General features: G+C 60.2%; 14 protein-coding genes and 2 pseudogenes. 4 read left to right on the forward strand and 12 right to left on the reverse strand.

From position 1 onward, the window contains the following. Nucleotides 1–6: 6 nt before the first annotated feature. The 4 genes from DMB86_RS20125 to DMB86_RS20140 all read left to right on the forward strand — a co-directional run bounded on the left by DMB86_RS20125 (nt 7) and on the right by DMB86_RS20140 (nt 4,937). Entirely contained in the window at nt 7–1,665 is a 1,659-nt protein-coding gene (locus DMB86_RS20125) for an AMP-binding protein (protein ID WP_171814630.1), read from the forward strand. After that, on the forward strand, nt 1,662–2,576 hold the full coding sequence (locus DMB86_RS20130) for an SMP-30/gluconolactonase/LRE family protein (protein ID WP_113719814.1): 915 nt from the start codon (nt 1,662–1,664) through the stop codon (nt 2,574–2,576). The genes DMB86_RS20125 and DMB86_RS20130 overlap by 4 nt, the downstream gene beginning before the upstream one ends. Beyond that, nucleotides 2,576–3,517: a hydroxymethylglutaryl-CoA lyase gene (locus DMB86_RS20135; RefSeq protein ID WP_113719806.1), complete on the forward strand. Its 942-nt coding sequence runs from the start codon at nt 2,576–2,578 to the stop codon at nt 3,515–3,517. Before DMB86_RS20130 ends, DMB86_RS20135 begins: the two co-directional genes overlap by 1 nt. A gap of 76 nt (nt 3,518–3,593) precedes the next feature. Further along, nucleotides 3,594–4,937 (forward strand): MFS transporter, encoded by a 1,344-nt coding sequence (locus DMB86_RS20140; protein ID WP_113719815.1) that lies wholly within the window; start codon nt 3,594–3,596, stop codon nt 4,935–4,937. A 249-nt stretch (nt 4,938–5,186) separates the two neighbouring features. Here the strand turns inward: DMB86_RS20140 and DMB86_RS20145 are convergent, their stop codons facing one another. The 12 genes and pseudogenes from DMB86_RS20145 to DMB86_RS20200 form a co-directional block, all read right to left on the reverse strand. Then, nucleotides 5,187–6,479, reverse strand: a complete 1,293-nt coding sequence (locus DMB86_RS20145) for an ISL3 family transposase (RefSeq protein WP_113719816.1) — start codon at nt 6,477–6,479, stop codon at nt 5,187–5,189. A 304-nt stretch (nt 6,480–6,783) separates the two neighbouring features. Then, nucleotides 6,784–7,866, reverse strand: a complete 1,083-nt coding sequence (locus tag DMB86_RS21295; protein ID WP_227878806.1) for a transposase — start codon at nt 7,864–7,866, stop codon at nt 6,784–6,786. After that, on the reverse strand, nt 7,863–8,141 hold the full coding sequence (locus DMB86_RS21300; protein ID WP_227878807.1) for a hypothetical protein: 279 nt from the start codon (nt 8,139–8,141) through the stop codon (nt 7,863–7,865). Before DMB86_RS21300 ends, DMB86_RS21295 begins: the two co-directional genes overlap by 4 nt. A gap of 1,796 nt (nt 8,142–9,937) precedes the next feature. Then, nucleotides 9,938–10,711, reverse strand: coding sequence for an enoyl-CoA hydratase (locus DMB86_RS20165; protein ID WP_227878808.1), 774 nt, complete (start codon nt 10,709–10,711; stop codon nt 9,938–9,940). A gap of 31 nt (nt 10,712–10,742) precedes the next feature. Then, nucleotides 10,743–11,903, reverse strand: a complete 1,161-nt coding sequence (locus DMB86_RS20170) for a bifunctional 2-methylcitrate synthase/citrate synthase (protein WP_113719718.1) — start codon at nt 11,901–11,903, stop codon at nt 10,743–10,745. 28 nt (nt 11,904–11,931) lie between these two features. After that, nucleotides 11,932–12,837, reverse strand: a complete 906-nt coding sequence (gene prpB, locus DMB86_RS20175) for a methylisocitrate lyase (RefSeq protein WP_113719719.1) — start codon at nt 12,835–12,837, stop codon at nt 11,932–11,934. Then, a complete protein-coding gene (locus DMB86_RS20180) occupies nt 12,838–14,358 on the reverse strand; it encodes an MmgE/PrpD family protein (protein ID WP_113719720.1) in 1,521 nt (506 codons plus the stop codon). Nucleotides 14,359–14,443: 85 nt separating this feature from the next. Beyond that, nucleotides 14,444–15,661 carry an acetyl-CoA C-acetyltransferase gene (locus DMB86_RS20185; protein WP_113719721.1) on the reverse strand — a complete coding sequence of 406 codons (1,218 nt, stop codon included), beginning with the start codon at nt 15,659–15,661 and terminating at the stop codon, nt 14,444–14,446. 35 nt (nt 15,662–15,696) lie between these two features. Further along, nucleotides 15,697–16,452 (reverse strand): SDR family NAD(P)-dependent oxidoreductase, encoded by a 756-nt coding sequence (locus tag DMB86_RS20190; RefSeq protein WP_113719722.1) that lies wholly within the window; start codon nt 16,450–16,452, stop codon nt 15,697–15,699. 87 nt (nt 16,453–16,539) lie between these two features. Then, nucleotides 16,540–17,358, reverse strand: a complete 819-nt coding sequence (locus tag DMB86_RS20195; RefSeq protein ID WP_418202343.1) for an acyl-CoA dehydrogenase family protein — start codon at nt 17,356–17,358, stop codon at nt 16,540–16,542. Further along, nucleotides 17,350–17,625 (reverse strand): annotated as a pseudogene (locus DMB86_RS21720) (acyl-CoA dehydrogenase family protein); the annotation flags it as partial. The gene DMB86_RS20195 and the pseudogene DMB86_RS21720, both read right to left, overlap by 9 nt. Nucleotides 17,626–18,092: 467 nt before the next feature. After that, nucleotides 18,093–18,305, reverse strand: a pseudogene (locus tag DMB86_RS20200) (2-oxo acid dehydrogenase subunit E2); the annotation flags it as partial. Nucleotide 18,306: the final 1 nt, after the last annotated feature.

Here is an 18,306-nt window from a genome sequence, read left to right on the forward strand (position 1 = left end):
TTATCCATGCTTTCGGAAGTTCTGGATCCAGAGAGCGCAGTCTATGTAAGTGAGGTTCTGATGCAGTTCGCCCTTCGAGACTTGACGATCGGAGAGGTTCTCTCGACCCAAGCCACACGACACCGTGACAAGCCGTGCCTGGTCTTCGAAACAGTCAGTTTCACTTATCAGGAGGTAGAGCTGGAAACCAACAGACTCGCCAACGGCCTGGGTTCAGCTGGAGTTGATTTCGGCGAACACGTAGCGGTTATGTTGGGTAATGGTCCCGAGATTTTGCTCTCAATTTTCGCCTTAGGGAAACTAGGCGCCGTAGCCGTCCCGCTGAACACATCGGCGAGAGGCAAGGGGCTGGCCTACAATCTTGATCACGCTGATGCCACCACGCTGATTACTGACGCACAGTTCCTTCCGCATATCGCGGCGATCATCCACCTAACCTCCTCTTTGAAGCGCTTGATCATCGTCGGTGAACCGCCCTCTGGCGCTGACCTGCCTGCTGATCTCATTGTCTTGAAGTTCAACGATCTGCGGTCCAGCAATACACTTGCGCCCACAACTGACGTGAAATACAACGATCAAGCCTTCCTGATGTACACGTCAGGGACGACCGGCCCATCGAAGGCCGTTATGTACACACACGCGTACGCCCTTACGTGGGCCGGGGGGTTCGCCGATGCACACAGCTATCGCAGCGACGACATCATGTACGTATCTATGCCCTTGTTTCACGGGAATGCTTTGCATTCCGCCACTTATGGGTGCTTATTGGTCGGAGCCACGGTCGTTATAAAGCCCAAATTTTCAGCATCCAAGTTTTGGCGTGACATATATACTTACGGTGCCACTCTGACAAACCTTTTAGGTTCAATGGGTGACATTCTCTGGAATCTTGATCCATCCGAATATGAGCGCAAGAACACCCTTCGCCAAATTATGGCGGGACCCATACCAGACCGCGGTCGCCAAATGGAAGAACGCTGGCACGTCCAGCTAGTGTCCTGTTTCGGATTAACCGATTTCGGAGTTTCAAACTTTTCGACGGTCGATGATCCTCCTAGTAAGTTCGGATCTTGCGGACTGGTGTCACCGCATTTTGAGGTACGAATCGTTGACGATAACGATTTCGAGGTACCTGACGGACAACTTGGCGAGATTGTCTTGCGCACAAAGACGCCATGGCATAGTGCCTCGGGCTACTACAAGATGCCGACCGAAACAGCGGCTAGTCTGCGGAATCAATGGTTCCACACCGGAGATTTAGGAATTTGCGACGCAGACGGATTTCTGTACTTCAAGGATCGAAAGAAGGACGCAATCCGCAGGCGCGGTGAGAATATATCTGCGTTCGAGGTCGAGCAGGTGTTGATGGACTACGAGGGCATTGCGGAAGTCTGCGCCTATGCGGTGGCGATTGACGGAGACGAAGAAGTAGGCGTTTCTCTTATTACTACGCCAGGCCATAACTTTGTGCCGGCTGATCTGATTAAGTGGTGTGAGGGACGAATGTCGTACTTCATGGTGCCGCGATTTATCGATACACGCGAAGACTTGCCGAGAACTGAGAGCGGAAAAATTCAAAAGCATTCGCTTCGCACGGATGCGCAATCCAACGTCAAGCAGTTGTGGGATCGCGTGTCGGAAGGCATCGAGGTTGGTCGGCTATGACCCGTCTCGAAAAGATAGCCGCAGGCTTTCGTTTACTAGAGGGGCCGGTCTGGGATCCAACCTCCGGCTTGGTATTCGCAGACGCCGAGGGGGGCGGGGTATTTGGTCTCAACGAGACTGGAACTGGCCCCGCCATTATCGTGCAACACCGACGAGGAATCGGCGGGTTAGTGCGTCATCAGGCGGGCGGTCTTGTCGTATCCGGTCGCAATGTCGCATACAAGGGAACCGATATATCGTCGACGGTCGTTCTGTTAGACAACACCCCTGAAATAAGTGGCATGGTCGGATTCAGCGATATGTGTGCCGATGCAGCGGGTCGCGTGCTAGCCGGTATGTTAGGATCACGGCCCACCGAGGAGAACCATCTCTCCGACCACGGGAGTCTCTGGCTCATCGACTTGGACGGATCCGCCCGATGTCTAATACCGTCACCTAAGGTTCGGCACACCAACGGTTTGGCGTTCTCCCCAGACGACACCAGCCTCTACTATGCAGATTCTGGTCAGCGGGCTGTCTTCGTATATGACTACGACGTTGCCTGCGGCCGTGTCGGCGAACCACGTCTGTTCGCCACGATGGACGCTGGCATCCCTGATGGGCTAGCGGTTGCGGCTGATGGAAGTGTCTGGGTAGCAAACGCGTTCGCATCCCGTGTGCTTGTTTTCGGTCCTGACGGAGGTCTGCAGCGCACCATTAACATACCCCAGGAAATCGTGACCAACGTTTGCTTCGGCGGCACTGCAATGGACGAGGTATTCATCACCACGGGGTCCTTGAACCCGGCCGAGCGTGTTGGTGCTGTGTATCACTTGTCTAACGACGTCCCTGGACTGCAAACCCATCAAGCAAAATGCCCCGTGCTGATAGGAGCGGCGCCCCCAGCTGTGTCCCCAAAGGAGGATGACTAATGACACTGCCTAAGTCTGTCGTTGTGCGTGAAGTAGGCGCGCGTGAGGGTATGCAGATCGAGAAGGGACCAATCCCGACGGCGGAGAAGATACGTCTGGTGAACCTTCTGTCCGAGTGCAACTTCCCGGAGATCGAAGTTACCTCTTTCGTCTCACCGAAGTGGGTTCCGCAAATGGCGGACGCCGAGCAGGTCGCAACAGGGTTCACTCGGAAGCCGGGCACCGAATACACCTGTGTTTACCTGAACAGGCAGGGTCTCGAACGCGCACTCGCGGTCGACACTCTGGACGTCAAGGCCGCGGTGATCGTCTCGGCCAGCGAGGAGTTTTCCCACAAGAACATGAGACGGTCCACCGAGCAGGTGCTTGCCGACATCCCGGATTCTCTCGCGGTTGCTCGGGAGGCGAACGTGCCTGTGGCCTACTTGTCGGTCGCGGCGGCCTTCGGCTGTAACTACGCAGGAGACGTCGACCTGGGCGCTGTGATCGATCGCTTTACGCGTGCGCTTGCAGTAGCAGCGGACGCAGGTGTCCATATCCCCACCTTGCTTTTGGCGGACACCATGGGATGGGCCAATCCCGAACAGATTCGCCGCACGGTCGGTGAAGTTCGGGAGCGTTGGCCCGAACACGACATTCGGATGCACCTGCACGATACCCGTGGCATGGGTATCGCCAACGCCTACGCGGCGATGCAGCTGGGAGCACGTGACTTCGATGCCTCGGTCGCAGGGTTGGGCGGATGCCCGTTCGGTGGGGACCACGGCGCCGCCGGGAACATCGCCACCGAGGAGTTCGTGCACATGTGCCATGAAATGGGAATCGACACCGGGGTCGACCTTGACCGCCTTATCGACGTCGCCCTCCAATCCGAATCCATTGTGGGACATTCCCTTCCCGGGAAAATAATGCGCGGACGCGCACTACACACCTATCGCTGAGTTAGGTCCACTAACACAAGGCTTTCGTATAAAACTTTCGCGATGTAAAACGTTTAGAACACGGTCAGGAACAGACATGACGCAATACAATCTATCTACTTCAGACGCAGGACCGAACTCCGAGCATGACGCGCCAGTGGACAGTCGGACCAACCGTCGAAGAACAGTGGTGTCAAGTGCGCTGGGCACCACAATAGAATGGTACGACTTCCTCCTGTACGGCTTCCTCGCGCCCGTCGTGTTCAATCAACTGTTCTTCCCGACATTCGATCCTGTAGTCGGAACAATCATCGTATTCTCAACACTGGCCGTGGGGTATGGTGCACGGCCAATTGGGGGTATCGTATTTGGCCACTTCGGCGACAAAGTTGGTCGGAAGAAGATATTCATGGTGACTCTTCTGTTGATGGGGGCTTCAACGATAGGTATTGGTCTGCTGCCCACCTACGAAACCATAGGCGTATGGGCACCCATACTCTTGGTCACGCTTCGATTTATTCAAGGAATTGGCGTAGGCGGTGAAACGGGGGCTGGCACGCTTCTCACCCTTGAAACGGCTCCGGATAACCGACGCGGCCTGTATGGCTCAATCGTCATGGCAACCGCCAGCGTCGGGGTCATACTTTCAGTTGGCTCCGTCGCGCTGCTGAGTCTGATGCCGCGGGACGATCTACTTTCCTGGGGATGGCGCATGCCATTTCTGGGCAGCGTCATCCTAGTTGTAATCGGTGCTTACATCCGGCGCCGTATCACCGAATCGCCGGCTTTCGCGAAAAAACAACAGATTAAAAAGGTTCCTGCTCTCGAAGTCTTCCGAACTGCATGGCGGCCTACTCTTGCCGGGATTGCCCTGGCAATGGTTGCTTCCACTCTCTATCACCTCGTTGCGACTTTTGCGCTGTCGATTGGGCCTCGGAACTACGGTCTCTCAGTGACCGGACTAACCGTCGCCACCATGGTCGCGGGCGTTGTTTCGCTGATTACTATTCCCCTAAGTGGCCGCCTATCCGACTCGGGAGGACGAAAACGCAACTACTACATCGGTATTCCGCTCGCCATGGTAACGGTTACGGTCTATTTCCTGTACTTACTGCCGTCACAGAATATTCTGCTTGTGGGTTGCGGAATGGTAGTAGCTATTGGGGTGGCACAAGCACTGATGTATGGCGTTGAAGGAGCACTCATTTCCGAGAACTATCCGACGCCGGTTCGCTTCTCTGGGTTCTCAATTGCAAAACAGATTGGAACGCTGTTGGGCGCAGGATTCTCACCTCTGATTGCTTCGAGCTTGGCCGCCGCGTTTAACAACAACGCTTGGGCGTACGTTATCTTTTTCGGATTGGAGGCCGTAATTGCTCTAGTCGCCCTTACCCTCATGAAGGAAACCTACCGCACCCCCCTGCAGCCGGCAGTTCGGTAACCGGACTACACGTACAGCTCGAATCTTTGGTCCAGTTGACGTGACGTGACGTGACGTGACGGCATGGACATCGGGAGAGGGCCGAGTGAGAGCTGCTGAGTCCCAGGGCCTGCTGACGTAGCCACCGTCTCTGCGCGCCCCCTCCGATCATGGCGCAACGAAGCATCACGGATCGGGTGGTGGACCAGGCCGGGCACAGGACTTGGGGGCTCTTCGCGGTTCATGGGGAATTGGAATCCCTGATGAGTGTCATGCCGCCGTCCGGACGGCACTTCTCATGAGAATAACTGATTTGTAATTGCCTGGGTTGCGGTAGCCGCGGCCGGTGCGTTTGATGTGTTTGATGGCGGTGTTGTTGGCCTCGACCTTGCCGGTGGTGGCGCCGGTGACGATGAGGACCTCGATCTCGTTCGACCATCTGCAGACGGTGCGGTAGAGCTTGTTCGTTTCGGGCCGCGCGGCGGCCTGAACAAGGACGTGGAGTTCTTCTTTCGCGACGGCTGCGTCGGCGAGGGAGCTCGTGCGAAGCAGTGCCCGCAGTTGTTCTTTGACCTTCCAGACCGCTTCGAGCTTGCCGGTCGGGTCGTCAACGGCGAAGACGTCGGCCAGGCGGTGGGCTGCGCTGTCGCTGAGAGTGTCGCCGGCGCGCAGGAGCAGCATCCGGTGCGCCCAGGCCTTGTCCACGGTGCGGCCGCGTCGGCCCTTGACCTGCTGGGACAGGTTCTGGCGTGTCTCGGTCATTGCCTGGTTGCCCAGGGAGACGAGGTGGAAATGATCGACTGCGACTGCGGTGCGTGGGAGCCACATCCGTAGCGCTTTGCGGAACGCGGCCGAGGGGTCGATGGCGACGACTTGGACGGCCAGTCTCCAGTCCAGGGGACGGGCGAAGAGCCAGTCGCCGACGCCTTTGTGGTCCCGCCCATCGACCATGCCCAGGACCTGCCCTGTGTCGAGGTCCACGATCGTGGTCATCCAGGGCTCTTGTCGGATCCAGGCGCTGGATTCCGGGTCACGGAAGAATCGGACGGACCGGAACCGGTGTTCATCAATGCCCAGCATCCGCGGACTGAGTTCATCGACATCAGGCAGTGTGAGCAGGCAGGCTTCATTCAGCGCGGCCCTCACCATCCACCACGAGACACCGAATGCCACAGCGGTCTCGGACACTGCCCGTCCCGAGCGGATCACCGCGTCAACGACGTGGTCCCGGAGCCGGCCGGTGGATCGGGCACGACGCGGGACCTGGGTTGTGGCTTCGAAGAACGAGAGCCGCGGGCAGGTCCGTTCCTCGCAGTGCCAGCGGTATTTGGACCAGAGAACTTCAACGGCGCCGGCGACCGGGATGTCCCGGATGCGCTGGACACGTCGTTCCTTCCGCCTGGTCGCTACGACACCGCAGGTCGGGCAGCCAGGTGGCTGGTCGGTTTCGATAATGATCCGGCGGCTCCCGTCGTCCAGGACGGTGGCGGAAATGACGCGGTAGTCGGGCAGGTTGAAGATGCTGGTGGCAGCGTCGGAGTCCACCCCGGTAGGCTCAGTCAAGGCTCGTGGTCCTGTTCCTGGTTGAATGCTAGACACACTCATCCCAGCAGGGCCACGGGCCCTTCTGTCATCTACGACACGAGATCAATTCCCCACGAACCACGAAGAGATTCCCTAACGCTTGTCAATGCTTTTTTGGCTCTGGACGGCAGGCAGGGTGAGTGGACCGTCACCTGTGTTCCGCTGTGACGGGATGTGCGTCCATCGGGACGGGGCCGGTCGTTGGGCCGCTGGTTTGCACCCCCCGGGCTGGTGAGGCGGAAGGTCGCCAGTGGCCGGCCGGACAAATGGTGCAGGTCGCGATTTACCGTGTCAGGCGGGCCCGTTTTGCTTCGATCGTGTGGGACCGCGACTGGCTGCGTTGCTTGGGTGTGACGGTGTAGTGGGAGGCTATGAGTTCTTTCGCTGCCCGTTTGGTGACCGGCTGGCCTTCGAGGTCCCGGAGCTCATACATTTGCCCGGTGGTGAGGGTTTTCCAGGTCCTTTCGGCCAGTTTCCTGGCGACAGCGATCGTGGCCTGGGTGTGGCAGTGCCCGTGTTCGGTCATGAGCCGGTGATCGAACGCGGCCAGCTGGGGATCCATGGTCCGGGCGACGCTACCGGCCTGGTAGAAAGCCAGGCGCAGGGGTGCCGGTCCTTCCTTGCTGATGGCCCGGCGAGACTGGTTCATCGTTCCGGAGGACCAGTTTGAAGGGGTGATGCCGACATAGTTGGCTGCTTTCTTGGCGCTGTCGAACCCGGATCCGTCGCCGAAGTAGGCTCGGATGCAGGGACCGGTTGCCGGGCCCACGCCGGGCAGGGACAGGATCAGCGGGTCATCGCCGTAGAGCTGCTCCCACCACTGCCGTGCATGCGACGTGAAGCGATCCACCCTTGCCCGGGACTCCTGCAGGTCAGTCAGGTGTTCCATCACGTCGACGGCCAGCGCGTCCAGGTCCAGATGTCCGTCCCAGAAATCCGCCCATCCCCGTGCTGCCGTCTTGATCGCTGTCGCGCGGGCGGGAGTATCGGCGACATCACGGGTGTGCTCGGCGACCACAGCCGTCAGGGTCGCCGCCCGCGCCGATGCCAGGGACCGGAGGTGGGGCCAGCGACCCAGCACGGCCAGGGCCGTTGACTCGGAACCGGCGAACGCGGTCCACACATCGGGAAAGGCCCACCTCGCCAGTGACAGCAGCCGCCGCCAGTACCGGTTGCCGTCAATCACGGCGCCGGCCCGGCGGACCACGGCCCGCCGCAGCGCCAACTGTCCCGGAGATGCAAGGACCAAGGGTGGCGGGTCGAAGATCTCGCCGACGTGCGTGAGGACTTCGGAGTCTATGACGTCGGATTTGTTCTTGCCCATGATGGCTCCGCGCAGCCGCGAGGAGTGGCGGGCGCCGATCATTCCATCTTGCCGCCGGCCCGTTCGACCGCGAGGGCCAGCGCCAGCCAGGTCATCGACGTCGGTTCCACGACCGCTGTCACAGGTGCAGGAACTGCGGCCAGCCGCGCCGAGAGTCTCTCCAACCCGGCCAGTGTCGGGTCGACCGTGAAACGGCTTAGGTGTTCTGTTCCGTCGTCGAAAAACTCCCGCACCGCGATATGGTGGCGTGCCGTGATGGCCGCGTCGATACCCGCCACTGCCCGGACGATCGCCGCGGGTTTATCCTGATTTTGCATGATGGTTCTCCTCCTCGCATCGAATACGTGCGATGGGACAACCCGTCTTTGCCGGTCCACCAGCCGAGTCACCAGGCCGGGCTTCCCCATCCTTGGGGAGAACCGTCATGCACTGTTCTGAGCGCCCGCGGCGACCTCCCTCACACGCCCGCAACTGCTGAGGAAGCGTCGGATACAGTTCCCGCGCTTGTGAGTCATCCGGTGCCCGCCCGGACGAAACCCGGTGCTGCGCACCGTTCTCTTCCGGCCACCAATTCCCTCAATCGGGTCTGCTTGGAAGACAGGCCGGGGGCGACGATCTCTTTCACGAGCCATGACGCCCAGCCGAAAACCGGAACCACCCCGGCCCCTCCCAAGGCCACCGTAAACGACGACCACCCCACGTCAACAGGGGTACTTAAGAGATACAAGCCGACTTGGGCTGTATTCGGGTGTATGTCTGCCGCCGCCACAAGTCCTCATAGCGACTCTTGCCCAAAGGGATGCACCTCAGCGCCGGCGACGTGGAAATCGGGCAGGTTGAAAATAGCGGTGGCTGCACCGGGAGCGCATCGATATAGGCTGGAGTCGGGACATGGCTTTTAGGCTGGCGGCAGGCGGGGAAATCGTCCCGATCGCTCCCTCCACAGCGTTCCGGAAGGGCCGCGAAAGCGGGTTTTAGGACCAACCGTGTGTACGAACGGCTGCCCGTAAGCAGCAGTGCCGCTGTTGGGGTTGCGGGGCGAGCCGAGCTCGAGAGCGTCCGGATGTGAGCCGGCGGGTGGAGCTGGACGCGTTCCGTGGCTGGCTTTTGAGCACCGGCTCTCAAGGAGGGTTTGTTTCTTTTGGCACGGCCCGTTCTTTCCGGCGGAGCCCGGCGTGGTGTTGGAGTTATTGCACCCCGGATCCCGGTTACCTGGGAGGTCCATGACCGGATCCAAGTCGCTGGATCTATGTGGGTTCATGGTGCTGTCTGATTGCTGTGTCCGGGGATTGTTTGCTCGGCTGGCAGTGGTGGGATATGGAGTCTAGTTGGCGAACCAGGCCATGACAGAGACTCAGCAGAACACTTCCAGCAGGTCAAGGGCCGGGGCCGGGCAGCCGAAATGCTTCGCAGACCGCGTGGTGTGTGGCAGCGACAAGCTCAGCCCCGGGACAGCCATCCGGCTGGTCTTCGCCGGAGATTGTCGTCCAAAGATTCGACCAGAGTGACCGTCGATGCCCGTAGAGGATTAGCTTCATCGCTGGTGCACCAATCGACGAATAGTTCCCATTCGGCGGGGATTACGCAGTGCGGCGTGTAACCCTGTAAGCAATGGTCCAAAAGTGAGCCATTTCGCCGCCGTAATGGGGGCTCACTTTTCGGCCGCCACCGACAAGACCACAGCGGCACGAGGGGGCCGATATCTGCGGCCGCAGGCTATGTCGTGAAAGCGGACTCCGGCCCACCCCCTACATGCTCCGTCGGGACACATACCGGCGCCGACCAGATTGCAATTCTGAGTGCCCAGGAAATTGCGCCCGACCACAAATACCTGACCACCGGGCTCGGCCGCGCCGCGTCCGAACTGCGTAGCTTGGCCTTTGTCTACCGAGGCGGCGTGGTGACCGAGGGTGATTTCATGGTTGGGGTCCCGAAGGGTGAGCTGGCCTCGAGTCGCGCGGACTGTTTGTAGGTAAGGGATCCCGGCGCGGCACCCGGCCGTCGGGTGTGTGCGTTGCGCTTCTTCTTGCCGCGCCGGGAATTTTTGACAGGTTTGTTGTCGCGGGCTGCTGGGACGATGCAGTGTGCGCGTCGCCCCGCAGCTGGCAGGGCGTCAGGCGTGGGTAAAGTTGGGCTGTCTCTTTTCGACGAAGGCGCGCATACCTTCTTTTTGGTCCGAGCTGGCGAACACAGAATGAAAAATCCTGCGTTCGAAGAGGACGCCGCTGTCCAGTGGCATTTGAAATGCAGCATTCACTGCCTCTTTTGCCAGCATTACGATTGGCGCGGACTTCTCGGAGATCGCCTTCGCAGTTTCCAAGGCATCTTCCAAGAGCCTGTCGTGAGGGACGACCCTTGCTACGAGACCGATGCGTTCAGCCTCGGCCGCGTCTATGGTGCGGCCCGTGAGGATCATCTCCATAGCCTTTGCCTTTCCAACGGCGCGCGTCAGGCGCTGCGAACCGCCCATGCCAGGTATCACGCCCAGTTTGATTTCCGGCTGGCCAAATCGCGCTGAGTCAGCTGCGATGATGAAGTCGCACATCATTGCCAGTTCACAGCCTCCGCCCAGCGCGTGGCCAGCGACGGCAGCAATTACTGGGGTCCGCACGGCGGCAAGGCCGTCCCAGCCCTGCAGCCAATCGTCCAAGTACATATCCATGTAAGTCCGGGAAGACATCTCCTTGATGTCGGCGCCTGCGGCGAAGGCGCGATCGGATCCGGTCAGAAGGATGGCACCTGTATCAGGGTCCTTGTCTAAGCTTCTGGCAGCGGACACGACTTCTTCCATCAGTTGAAGGTTCAGTGCGTTTAGGGCCTCCGGTCGATTCAGTGTGATGACGCCTACGCGTCCACTTTGCTTTACGGTGATGGTTCGCAAATTCATGATCTTCCTCGAAGGAGGCTGCGCTAGGCAACTAGGAGTGGGTGTGGTTTCCAACTGGTACCGGCCGCTCTTCGGGCCCGTTGTAGGCGCTTAGCGGGCGGATGAGGGCGTTGGAGGCGGCCTGCTCCATGATGTGGGCTGTCATGCCGGGGATGCGGCTGGCGACGAAGATTGGTGTGAACATTGGGGTGTCGAAGCCGATCAGGTGATAAGCCGGACCTGAAGGGTAGTCAAGGTTTGGTTTGATGGCTTTGGCCTCGTCCATGGCCTGTTCGAGGCCGTTGTACAGTCCCAGAATTTCCGGCCTGCCGTAGTGGTCGATCAGCTTGTCCAGGGCCGTCTTCATGGTGGGCACCCGGGAATCGCCGTTCTTATAGACCCGGTGTCCGAAGCCCATGACCTTTTTCTTCTGCGCCAGGGCTTGCTCCATCCAGGATTTGGCCCGGGCCGCGGCTTCGTCGAGGGACTCCTCCGGGCGTATGCCAATTTCATTGAAGGTGTGCATGACTGCTTCATTGGCGCCGCCGTGCAGGTGACCTTTAAGGGCCCCGATCCCGGCTGTAACGGCGGAATGCAGGTCCGAAAGCGTGGACGTAACTACACGCGCGGTGAACGTGGAGGCATTGAAGGAGTGCTCCGCATAGAGGATCAAGGACACATTGAAGGCCTCGACGACCTCGTCCGCGGGTTGTTCACCGAAGCTCATCCAGAGGAAGTTGGCCGAGTAGCCCAGATCATCCCGGGGGTTCACGACATCCTGCCCGCGGCGACGGCGCTGGTCGTAGGCAACCACGGCGGGCATGGCCGCGAACAGGTCAATGGCCTTTGTCATGTTCGCTTCGGGTGAGGAGTGCTCGGCCAGAGGGTGACGCGCGCCGAGGACGGATGCTGCGGTGCGGCAGACGTCCATGGGATGAGCCGTCTTCGGCAGGGCATCAATGATCATTTTGAGAGCCGGTTCGAGGCTCCTGCCTGCACGCTCGCGAGCGGTGAATTCCGCTAGTTCGCTTTCTGAGGGAAGCTCACCGTTCCAGAGGAGGTAGGCGACCTCTTCGAAGCTGCACCGGGCGGCGAGTTCCTGAACAGGGTAGCCGCGGAACAGCAGGGAGTTGGTATCCGGGTTGACCTTGGAAATGGCGGTGTAGTCCACCACGACTCCGGTGAGGCCTTTTCTGATGTTTGTGTCAGTCATGCTGAACTCCTTCGTTGCAGTACGTGAATTAGCGGATGTCAGGGATCTCGAAGTTGAAGACGTCGGAATCGAATTTGTTGTAGGCCTCGTAGTCCACGAGGTCATAGAGACGCGCCCGCGTGAGCATTTCGGGCACGCTCACTTGCTGTGTTCCGAGGCTCCTGAGCGTGTCCAGGACCCGTTCAGCGGCGCCCAGGGCGCTGCGGAGTAGGGTCACCGGGTAGATCACCATGTTGACGCCCACGTTCTGCAGTTGGTCCACGGTGAACAGGTCGCTTTTGCCGAACTCGGTCATGTTGGCGAGGATGGGCACGTCGACGGCGTCACGGATGGCCCGGAACTCGTGCAGGTCACGCATGGCTTCGGGGAAGATGGCGTCAGCCCCGGCGTCGACCAGTTCCTTTGCCCGGTCTTTGGCGGCTTGGAGTCCGTCCACGGCCCGGATGTCGGTGCGGGCCATGATGAGGAAGTTCGGGTCCCGGCGCGCATCCGCTGCAGCACGGATGCGTTTGGTGGCTGTGTCCAGGTCCACTACGTTCTTGCCGTCCAGGTGGCCGCAGCGCTTGGGGTTGAACTGGTCCTCGATGTGGCAGCCGGCCACGCCGGCGTTTTCGAGTTCCTGGACGGTGCGGGCCACGTTCATGGGTTCGCCGAATCCGGTGTCGGCGTCCATCAGGCAGGGCAGGTCAGTCATGCGGGCGATCTGCCCGGCACGGGTGGCAACTTCGGTGAGGGTGGTCAGGCCGATGTCCGGCAGGCCAAGGTCATTGGCCAGCACGGCACCGGAGATGTACACGCCGGCGAAGCCTTTTTCCTCGATCAGCCGCGCCGAGAGCGGGCTGAAAGCGCCGGGGAACTGGACGATGGTTCCCGAGGACAGGATTTCCCGCAGTTTAACGCGTTTCCACTCGGGCGTTGTTCTTGAATACAGCATTTAGAACAGTCCCTGTGGGGCGGCATCGAGGTCGATGACGCCGGGGGCGGCGGTGATGTTCAGCTGGTCAAGCTCGCCCGGGCCCAGGTCCGGGAGGCTTTCGGCGGCGGCGAGGAAACGTTCGATTTCCTGCTCGGCGACGAGTCCGGCGGCGAGGGTGCGGAACTTGTTGATGTACTGCTGGCGGGCGAAGGGCCGGGCGCCGAGGGGGTGGGCGTCGGCCACGGAGATCTCATCGGTGATGACTGTGCCATCGTTCAGGGTGATCTCCACGGAGCCGCCGAAGGCCTTTTCGGCGATGTCCAGCGAGTGGTAGCGGCGGGTCCATTCGGCATCCTCAACGGTGCTGACCTTGTTCCACAGCTCGACGGTGTCGGCCCGGCCGGCACGCTCCGGGGCGTAGGAATCAACGTGGTGCCAGGAGCCGTCCTGCAGGGCGACGGTGAAGATGTACGGGATGGAGTGGTCCAGAGTTTCGCGGCTGGCCGTGGGGCTGTACTTCTGCGGATCGTTGGCCCCGGAACCGATGACGTAGTGCGTGTGGTGGCTCGTTTTGATCAGGACCGACTTCACGTTCGCGGAGTCGGTGGCTTCCGGGTGCTCCTTGTGCAGCTTGCGGGCCAGATCGATCCAGGCCTGGGCCTGGTACTCGGCGGAGTGTTCCTTGGTGTACGTGTCCATGATGGCGCGCTTTGCCTCGCCCGCTTCGGGCAGCGGAACCTCGTACGAGGCCTCGGGGCCATCCAGCATCCAGGCAATGACGCCGTCTTCGCCTTCGTAGATCGGCACCGGAGAGGTCTGGCCGCGCATGGAGCGGTCCACGGCCTCAACGGCCATCTTGCCAGCGAACGCCGGAGCGTGGGCCTTCCAGGTGGAAATCTCGCCCTTGCGCGACTGGCGGGTGGCGGTGGTGGTGTGCAGCGCCTGGCCAACGGACTGGAAGATCGTCTCCACATCCAAGCCGAGGAGCGTGCCGATGCCGGCTGCGGCGGACGGGCCGAGGTGCGCCACGTGGTCAATCTTGTGCTTGTGCAGGCAGATGGCCTTGACCAGGTTGACCTGGATTTCGTAGCCGGTAGCGATGCCGCGGATCAGGTCCTTGCCGCTGGCGCCAACGTGCTGCGCGACTGCCAGGATAGGCGGAATGTTGTCCCCGGGGTGCGAGTAGTCCGCCGCGAGGAACGTGTCGTGGTAATCGAGTTCGCGGACCGCTACGCCGTTGGCCCAGGCAGCCCATTCAGGCGAAACCCTGTCGGTGATGCCAAAAACACCGGCACCCTTGCCGTTAGTGGTCGGTGCATGGGTCAGAGCCTGGGCGCGGGCGGCGACAATGGGCCCGCGGTTCAGGGAAGCGATGGCAACCGAAGCGTTGTCGATGACCCGGTTGATGACCATCTCGGTAACGTCCGGTGTGACCTCGACGGCGTCGGCGGCCACTGCTGCGATCTTGTGGGCCAGCTGGTCTTCACGGGCGAGGTTCTCTTCGCTCTTGTAGACACGGACGGAATGTTTATTTTTCACGTTGATTCTTTCAAAGGATTGCGGATGACGGCTTATGGACCGCGCAGGTGTGACACTTCGCGATGTGGTTGAGGAGGAGGTGGAGCTAGTTCCGGTAGAGCAGCAGCGCTTCGCCCTGTCCACCGCCCCCGCAGAGGGCGACCGCCGCGCGGCCCGCTCCCCGGCGGAGCAGTTCGTTGGCGGCATGAAGTGCTAGGCGCGCACCGGAAGCTCCGATGGGATGGCCCAAAGCGATGGCCCCGCCGTGTATGTTGCAGCGGTCCAAGGGGATTCCCAACTCGTTCAACGACTGAACCGCGACGGCGCCGAAAGCCTCATTGATCTCGATGAAGTCGAGATCTTCTGCGGTCCACCCGGCCCGTGCCAGCGCCGCACGGGTAGCGTTCGAGGGCTGTGAATGCAGTGAATTGTCGGGACCAGCTACTTGGCCCGGGGCGCTGACGACGGCAAGTATCTCAAGTTGGAGTCGTTCGGCGTTGGCGCGGCTAGTGAGGACAAGGGCTGCAGCTCCATCGGAGAGGGGCGAGGCGTTTCCTGCCGTGATGCTGCCATCCGCGGCAAATGCGGGACGTAATTGGGACAGGACCTCGAGGTCCGTGCCCGGTCTTATTTGTTCGTCCCTGTCAAGAACCAGGGACTGTCCCTTCCTACCGTGAACAGTGATGGGTACGATTTCGTCCTTGAACACTCCTTCGTCGGCTGCCTGAGCAGCTCGCCGATGGGACGCTGCTGCCACCTCGTCCTGTTGGCGTCTCCCTATGCTGTGCACCTGGTTGCCTCGTTCAGTCAGAAGGCCCATAGAGACACCTTCTTGCGCGTCGCTGAGTCCGTCGCTGACGAGTGAATCGATCATGTTGCCGCCGCCGTATAGCCATCCTTGGCGCGAGCCAGGCAGCAGGTGCGGACTATGACTCATGGATTCCTGCCCCCCGGCAACAACTACTTCCGCATCACCGGCGCGGATGAGGCGGGCAGCATCTATGACGGCGGTAAGCCCGGACAGGCAGACTTTGTTTATTGTGGTCGCAGGTACCGTCCCGCTGATTCCGGCTTTTAGTGCGGTCTGGCGGGCCGGATTCTGTCCGGAGCCCGCCTGCACGACCTGGCCGATCACGACGGCATCTACCAGGCCCGGATCGATGCCGGCCTTTTCAAGTGCTCCGCTTACTGCTGCTGCACCGAGTTCTACCGCGGTCAATCCCGCCAACTGGCCGTTGAGCTTGCCCTGGGGAGTTCGGGCACCACCGATAATCACTACATCCTCCGGATGGGAGGGAATTTCATGTGCTGGATTGTTGTGCATGCTTTGTCCTTTGAAATCAGTGCTGATCTGCGGGGCTACCGGGAGGCCATTCGCAGCGCCCCATCCATTCGGATGATTTCCCCGTTGAGATAGTCGTGTTCGATGATCGACAGTGCCAGTTGAGCGAATTCCCCGGGACGGGCTAGGCGTTTGGGGAATGTGACGCCGGCGGCAAGTCCTCGGCGGACTTCGTCGCTCACGGAGGCCATCATGGGGGTCTCCACAATGCCCGGTGCAATGGCATTTACCCGTATTCCATACTGGGCTAGGTCCCTGGCGGCAGGAAGGGTGAGGCCTACTATGCCGGCTTTTGACGAGGCGTAGGCGGCTTGGCCGATCTGGCCTTCGAAGGCAGCGATGGAGGCGGTGTTAATAATTACACCGCGTTGACCGTGTTCATCCGCGGCCGTGCGCGAGATGGCTTCAGCCGCGGAGGCGAGAACGTTGAAGGATCCGACGAGGTTGACTTCGATGACCTTTGCGAAGAGTGAGAGGTCATGCACACCTCTTTTGCCGAGGATTCGCATCGTCGGGAGAATCCCTGCGCAATTGATTACTGTCCGCAGGGGCTTGTCGGCCGAGGCTTTTAGGACGACGTCACGGATCTGGGCAACGTCGGTTACATCGGCCTCGAGGTACTCCACGCCGTTTACCGGCTGACTCTGTCCGATGGAGTCGCCGAGGTCGACGGCAAACACGTATGCGCCCTGTTCGGCGAGAACCCGGGCGGTGGCTGCGCCAAGGCCTGACGCGCCACCGGTAACGATTGCTGCAGTATTGCTGAGCTCCATTTGATTGCTCCTCCGTGGGGCGTTTGGTCCCGTGACAGTGCATGTGATGATGCGGCCGTTATTGGTGTGGATGGCAGCGGCATTGAATCAGGCGAACGCCGAGATCCCGGTCAGTGCCCGCCCGACTAAGAGAGCGTTTATTTCGTAGCTGCCCTCATAGGAGTAGATCGCTTCTGCGTCCGCGAAAATTTTCGCCATCTCGAAGTCGGTGCTGATTCCATTGCCTCCGACGATTGACCTGCCGAGCGCCACGGTCTTGCGCATCCGCTCTGTGCAGCTTGCTTTTGCCAGCGCAGCATGGTCCATGGTGAGAAGGCCCGACTCTGTTAGGCGTGCGAGTTGGATCATCAGGGAAAGGGACATCGTGGCGTTTCCGATCATTCGCGCCAGTTGGTCCTGAATGAGCTGGAAGGAAGCGATTGGTTTGCCGAATTGCTTGCGCTGGAGTGCGTATGCCCTCGCAACGTCGAATGCTGCAAACTGCTGGCCTACGGCCTGCCAGCTGACCCACACCCTTGAGTGCAGGAGGAGGGAGTTGGCATCCCGGAACGTTCGTGTTCCTGGCAGCCAGTTGGTGAACGGGATTCTGACGTTATTCAGGGTGATATTGGCGTTCTGAATGATGCGGACAGCTGTCTTGTTCGATATGGCTTCAGTGCGGAAGCCCTCGGTGCCTTTCTCGACGATGAACCCTTTGATCTGGTCGTCGGCTGTATCGCGGGCCCAGACCAGGACGTAATCCGCGAAGGTACCGTTGCCGATCCATCGTTTGTGGCCATTCAGAATCCATTCATCTCCGCTTCGGGTTGCGGTGGTTTCCATCTGCCTGGAAATGTCGGACCCGTGCAGGGGCTCCGTAAGGGCGAAGGCTCCTACTTTCTTGAGCGATAGCAGGTCTGGAAGCATGGTCTGACGATGCTCATCGGAGCCCAATTCGCGGATTGCTGTGGTGAACAGTTCGTCATGGACGCCAAAAAACGTGGACACAGAGGTATCCGCGCGTGCGAATTCCATCTGAATCAGACCGGCCAACAGATGCCCACGGCTATTCAATCCGGTCAGTTGCTGCTTGCCCAGTTTGGGTAGGAGCTCAAATGGGAATTCCGCTCGATTCCAAAAATCAACGGCGATTGGACGTACTTCTTGCTGGAAGAAGTTGCGGGCCTGGGCGAGCTGGGTCTGCTCGGCTGCGGTGAGAAGGCCCGAAAGGTAAAGAAGATCGGCCTCGGGGTAGGCGGCAAGTCATCCTGAACTTCTGGCGCTGCGGATGCAGGCCCCGGCCCTTTCTGGAGCACCGGCATGGTTCCTCTTCTCTGACGTTCGGTTTGTTGTTTGACGGTCTGGTTCAAGCCCGGCCACGTTTATGGGGAGCTTGCCTATGGACTTGAAAGTTCGATGGGATGAAGCGCTTCTAGCCCGAATCTTGGTTTACGAGCTGCCGGCTGAGTCCTTCGCCTTGGGAGCCAACGGATGCTGCCGTCGGCAACACTATTTGGCCCGCTGTCACACCCCTTTGGAGGGAGGGCCGATGTTGGCTGACTTCAACCCACGATCCGATCGGGATGGCCGGTCATCTGCCACTAGGGAGCGGCCTTATCATGGCGGCCGTACTCGGGATTTAGGTTGTTACCTGTGGTGGTTTAGAGCAGCGCCAGGCCGGGTTCTCTGAGGAGCGCGGCTGTGTCTGCTAATAGCTGTGAGCCCTGCTGTCCATCCATGATCCGGTGGTCAAAGGACAGTGCCAGCTGGAGGACGGATCGCGGCTCGATTCTTTCGCCTTTTTCGTCCTCTACGACCCAGGGGGCCCGACGAACTGTTCCTACCGCCAGGATCGCGGCCTCCCCTGGGTTCAAG

This window comes from Arthrobacter dokdonellae (assembly GCF_003268655.1).
Lineage (GTDB): Bacteria > Actinomycetota > Actinomycetes > Actinomycetales > Micrococcaceae > Specibacter > Specibacter dokdonellae.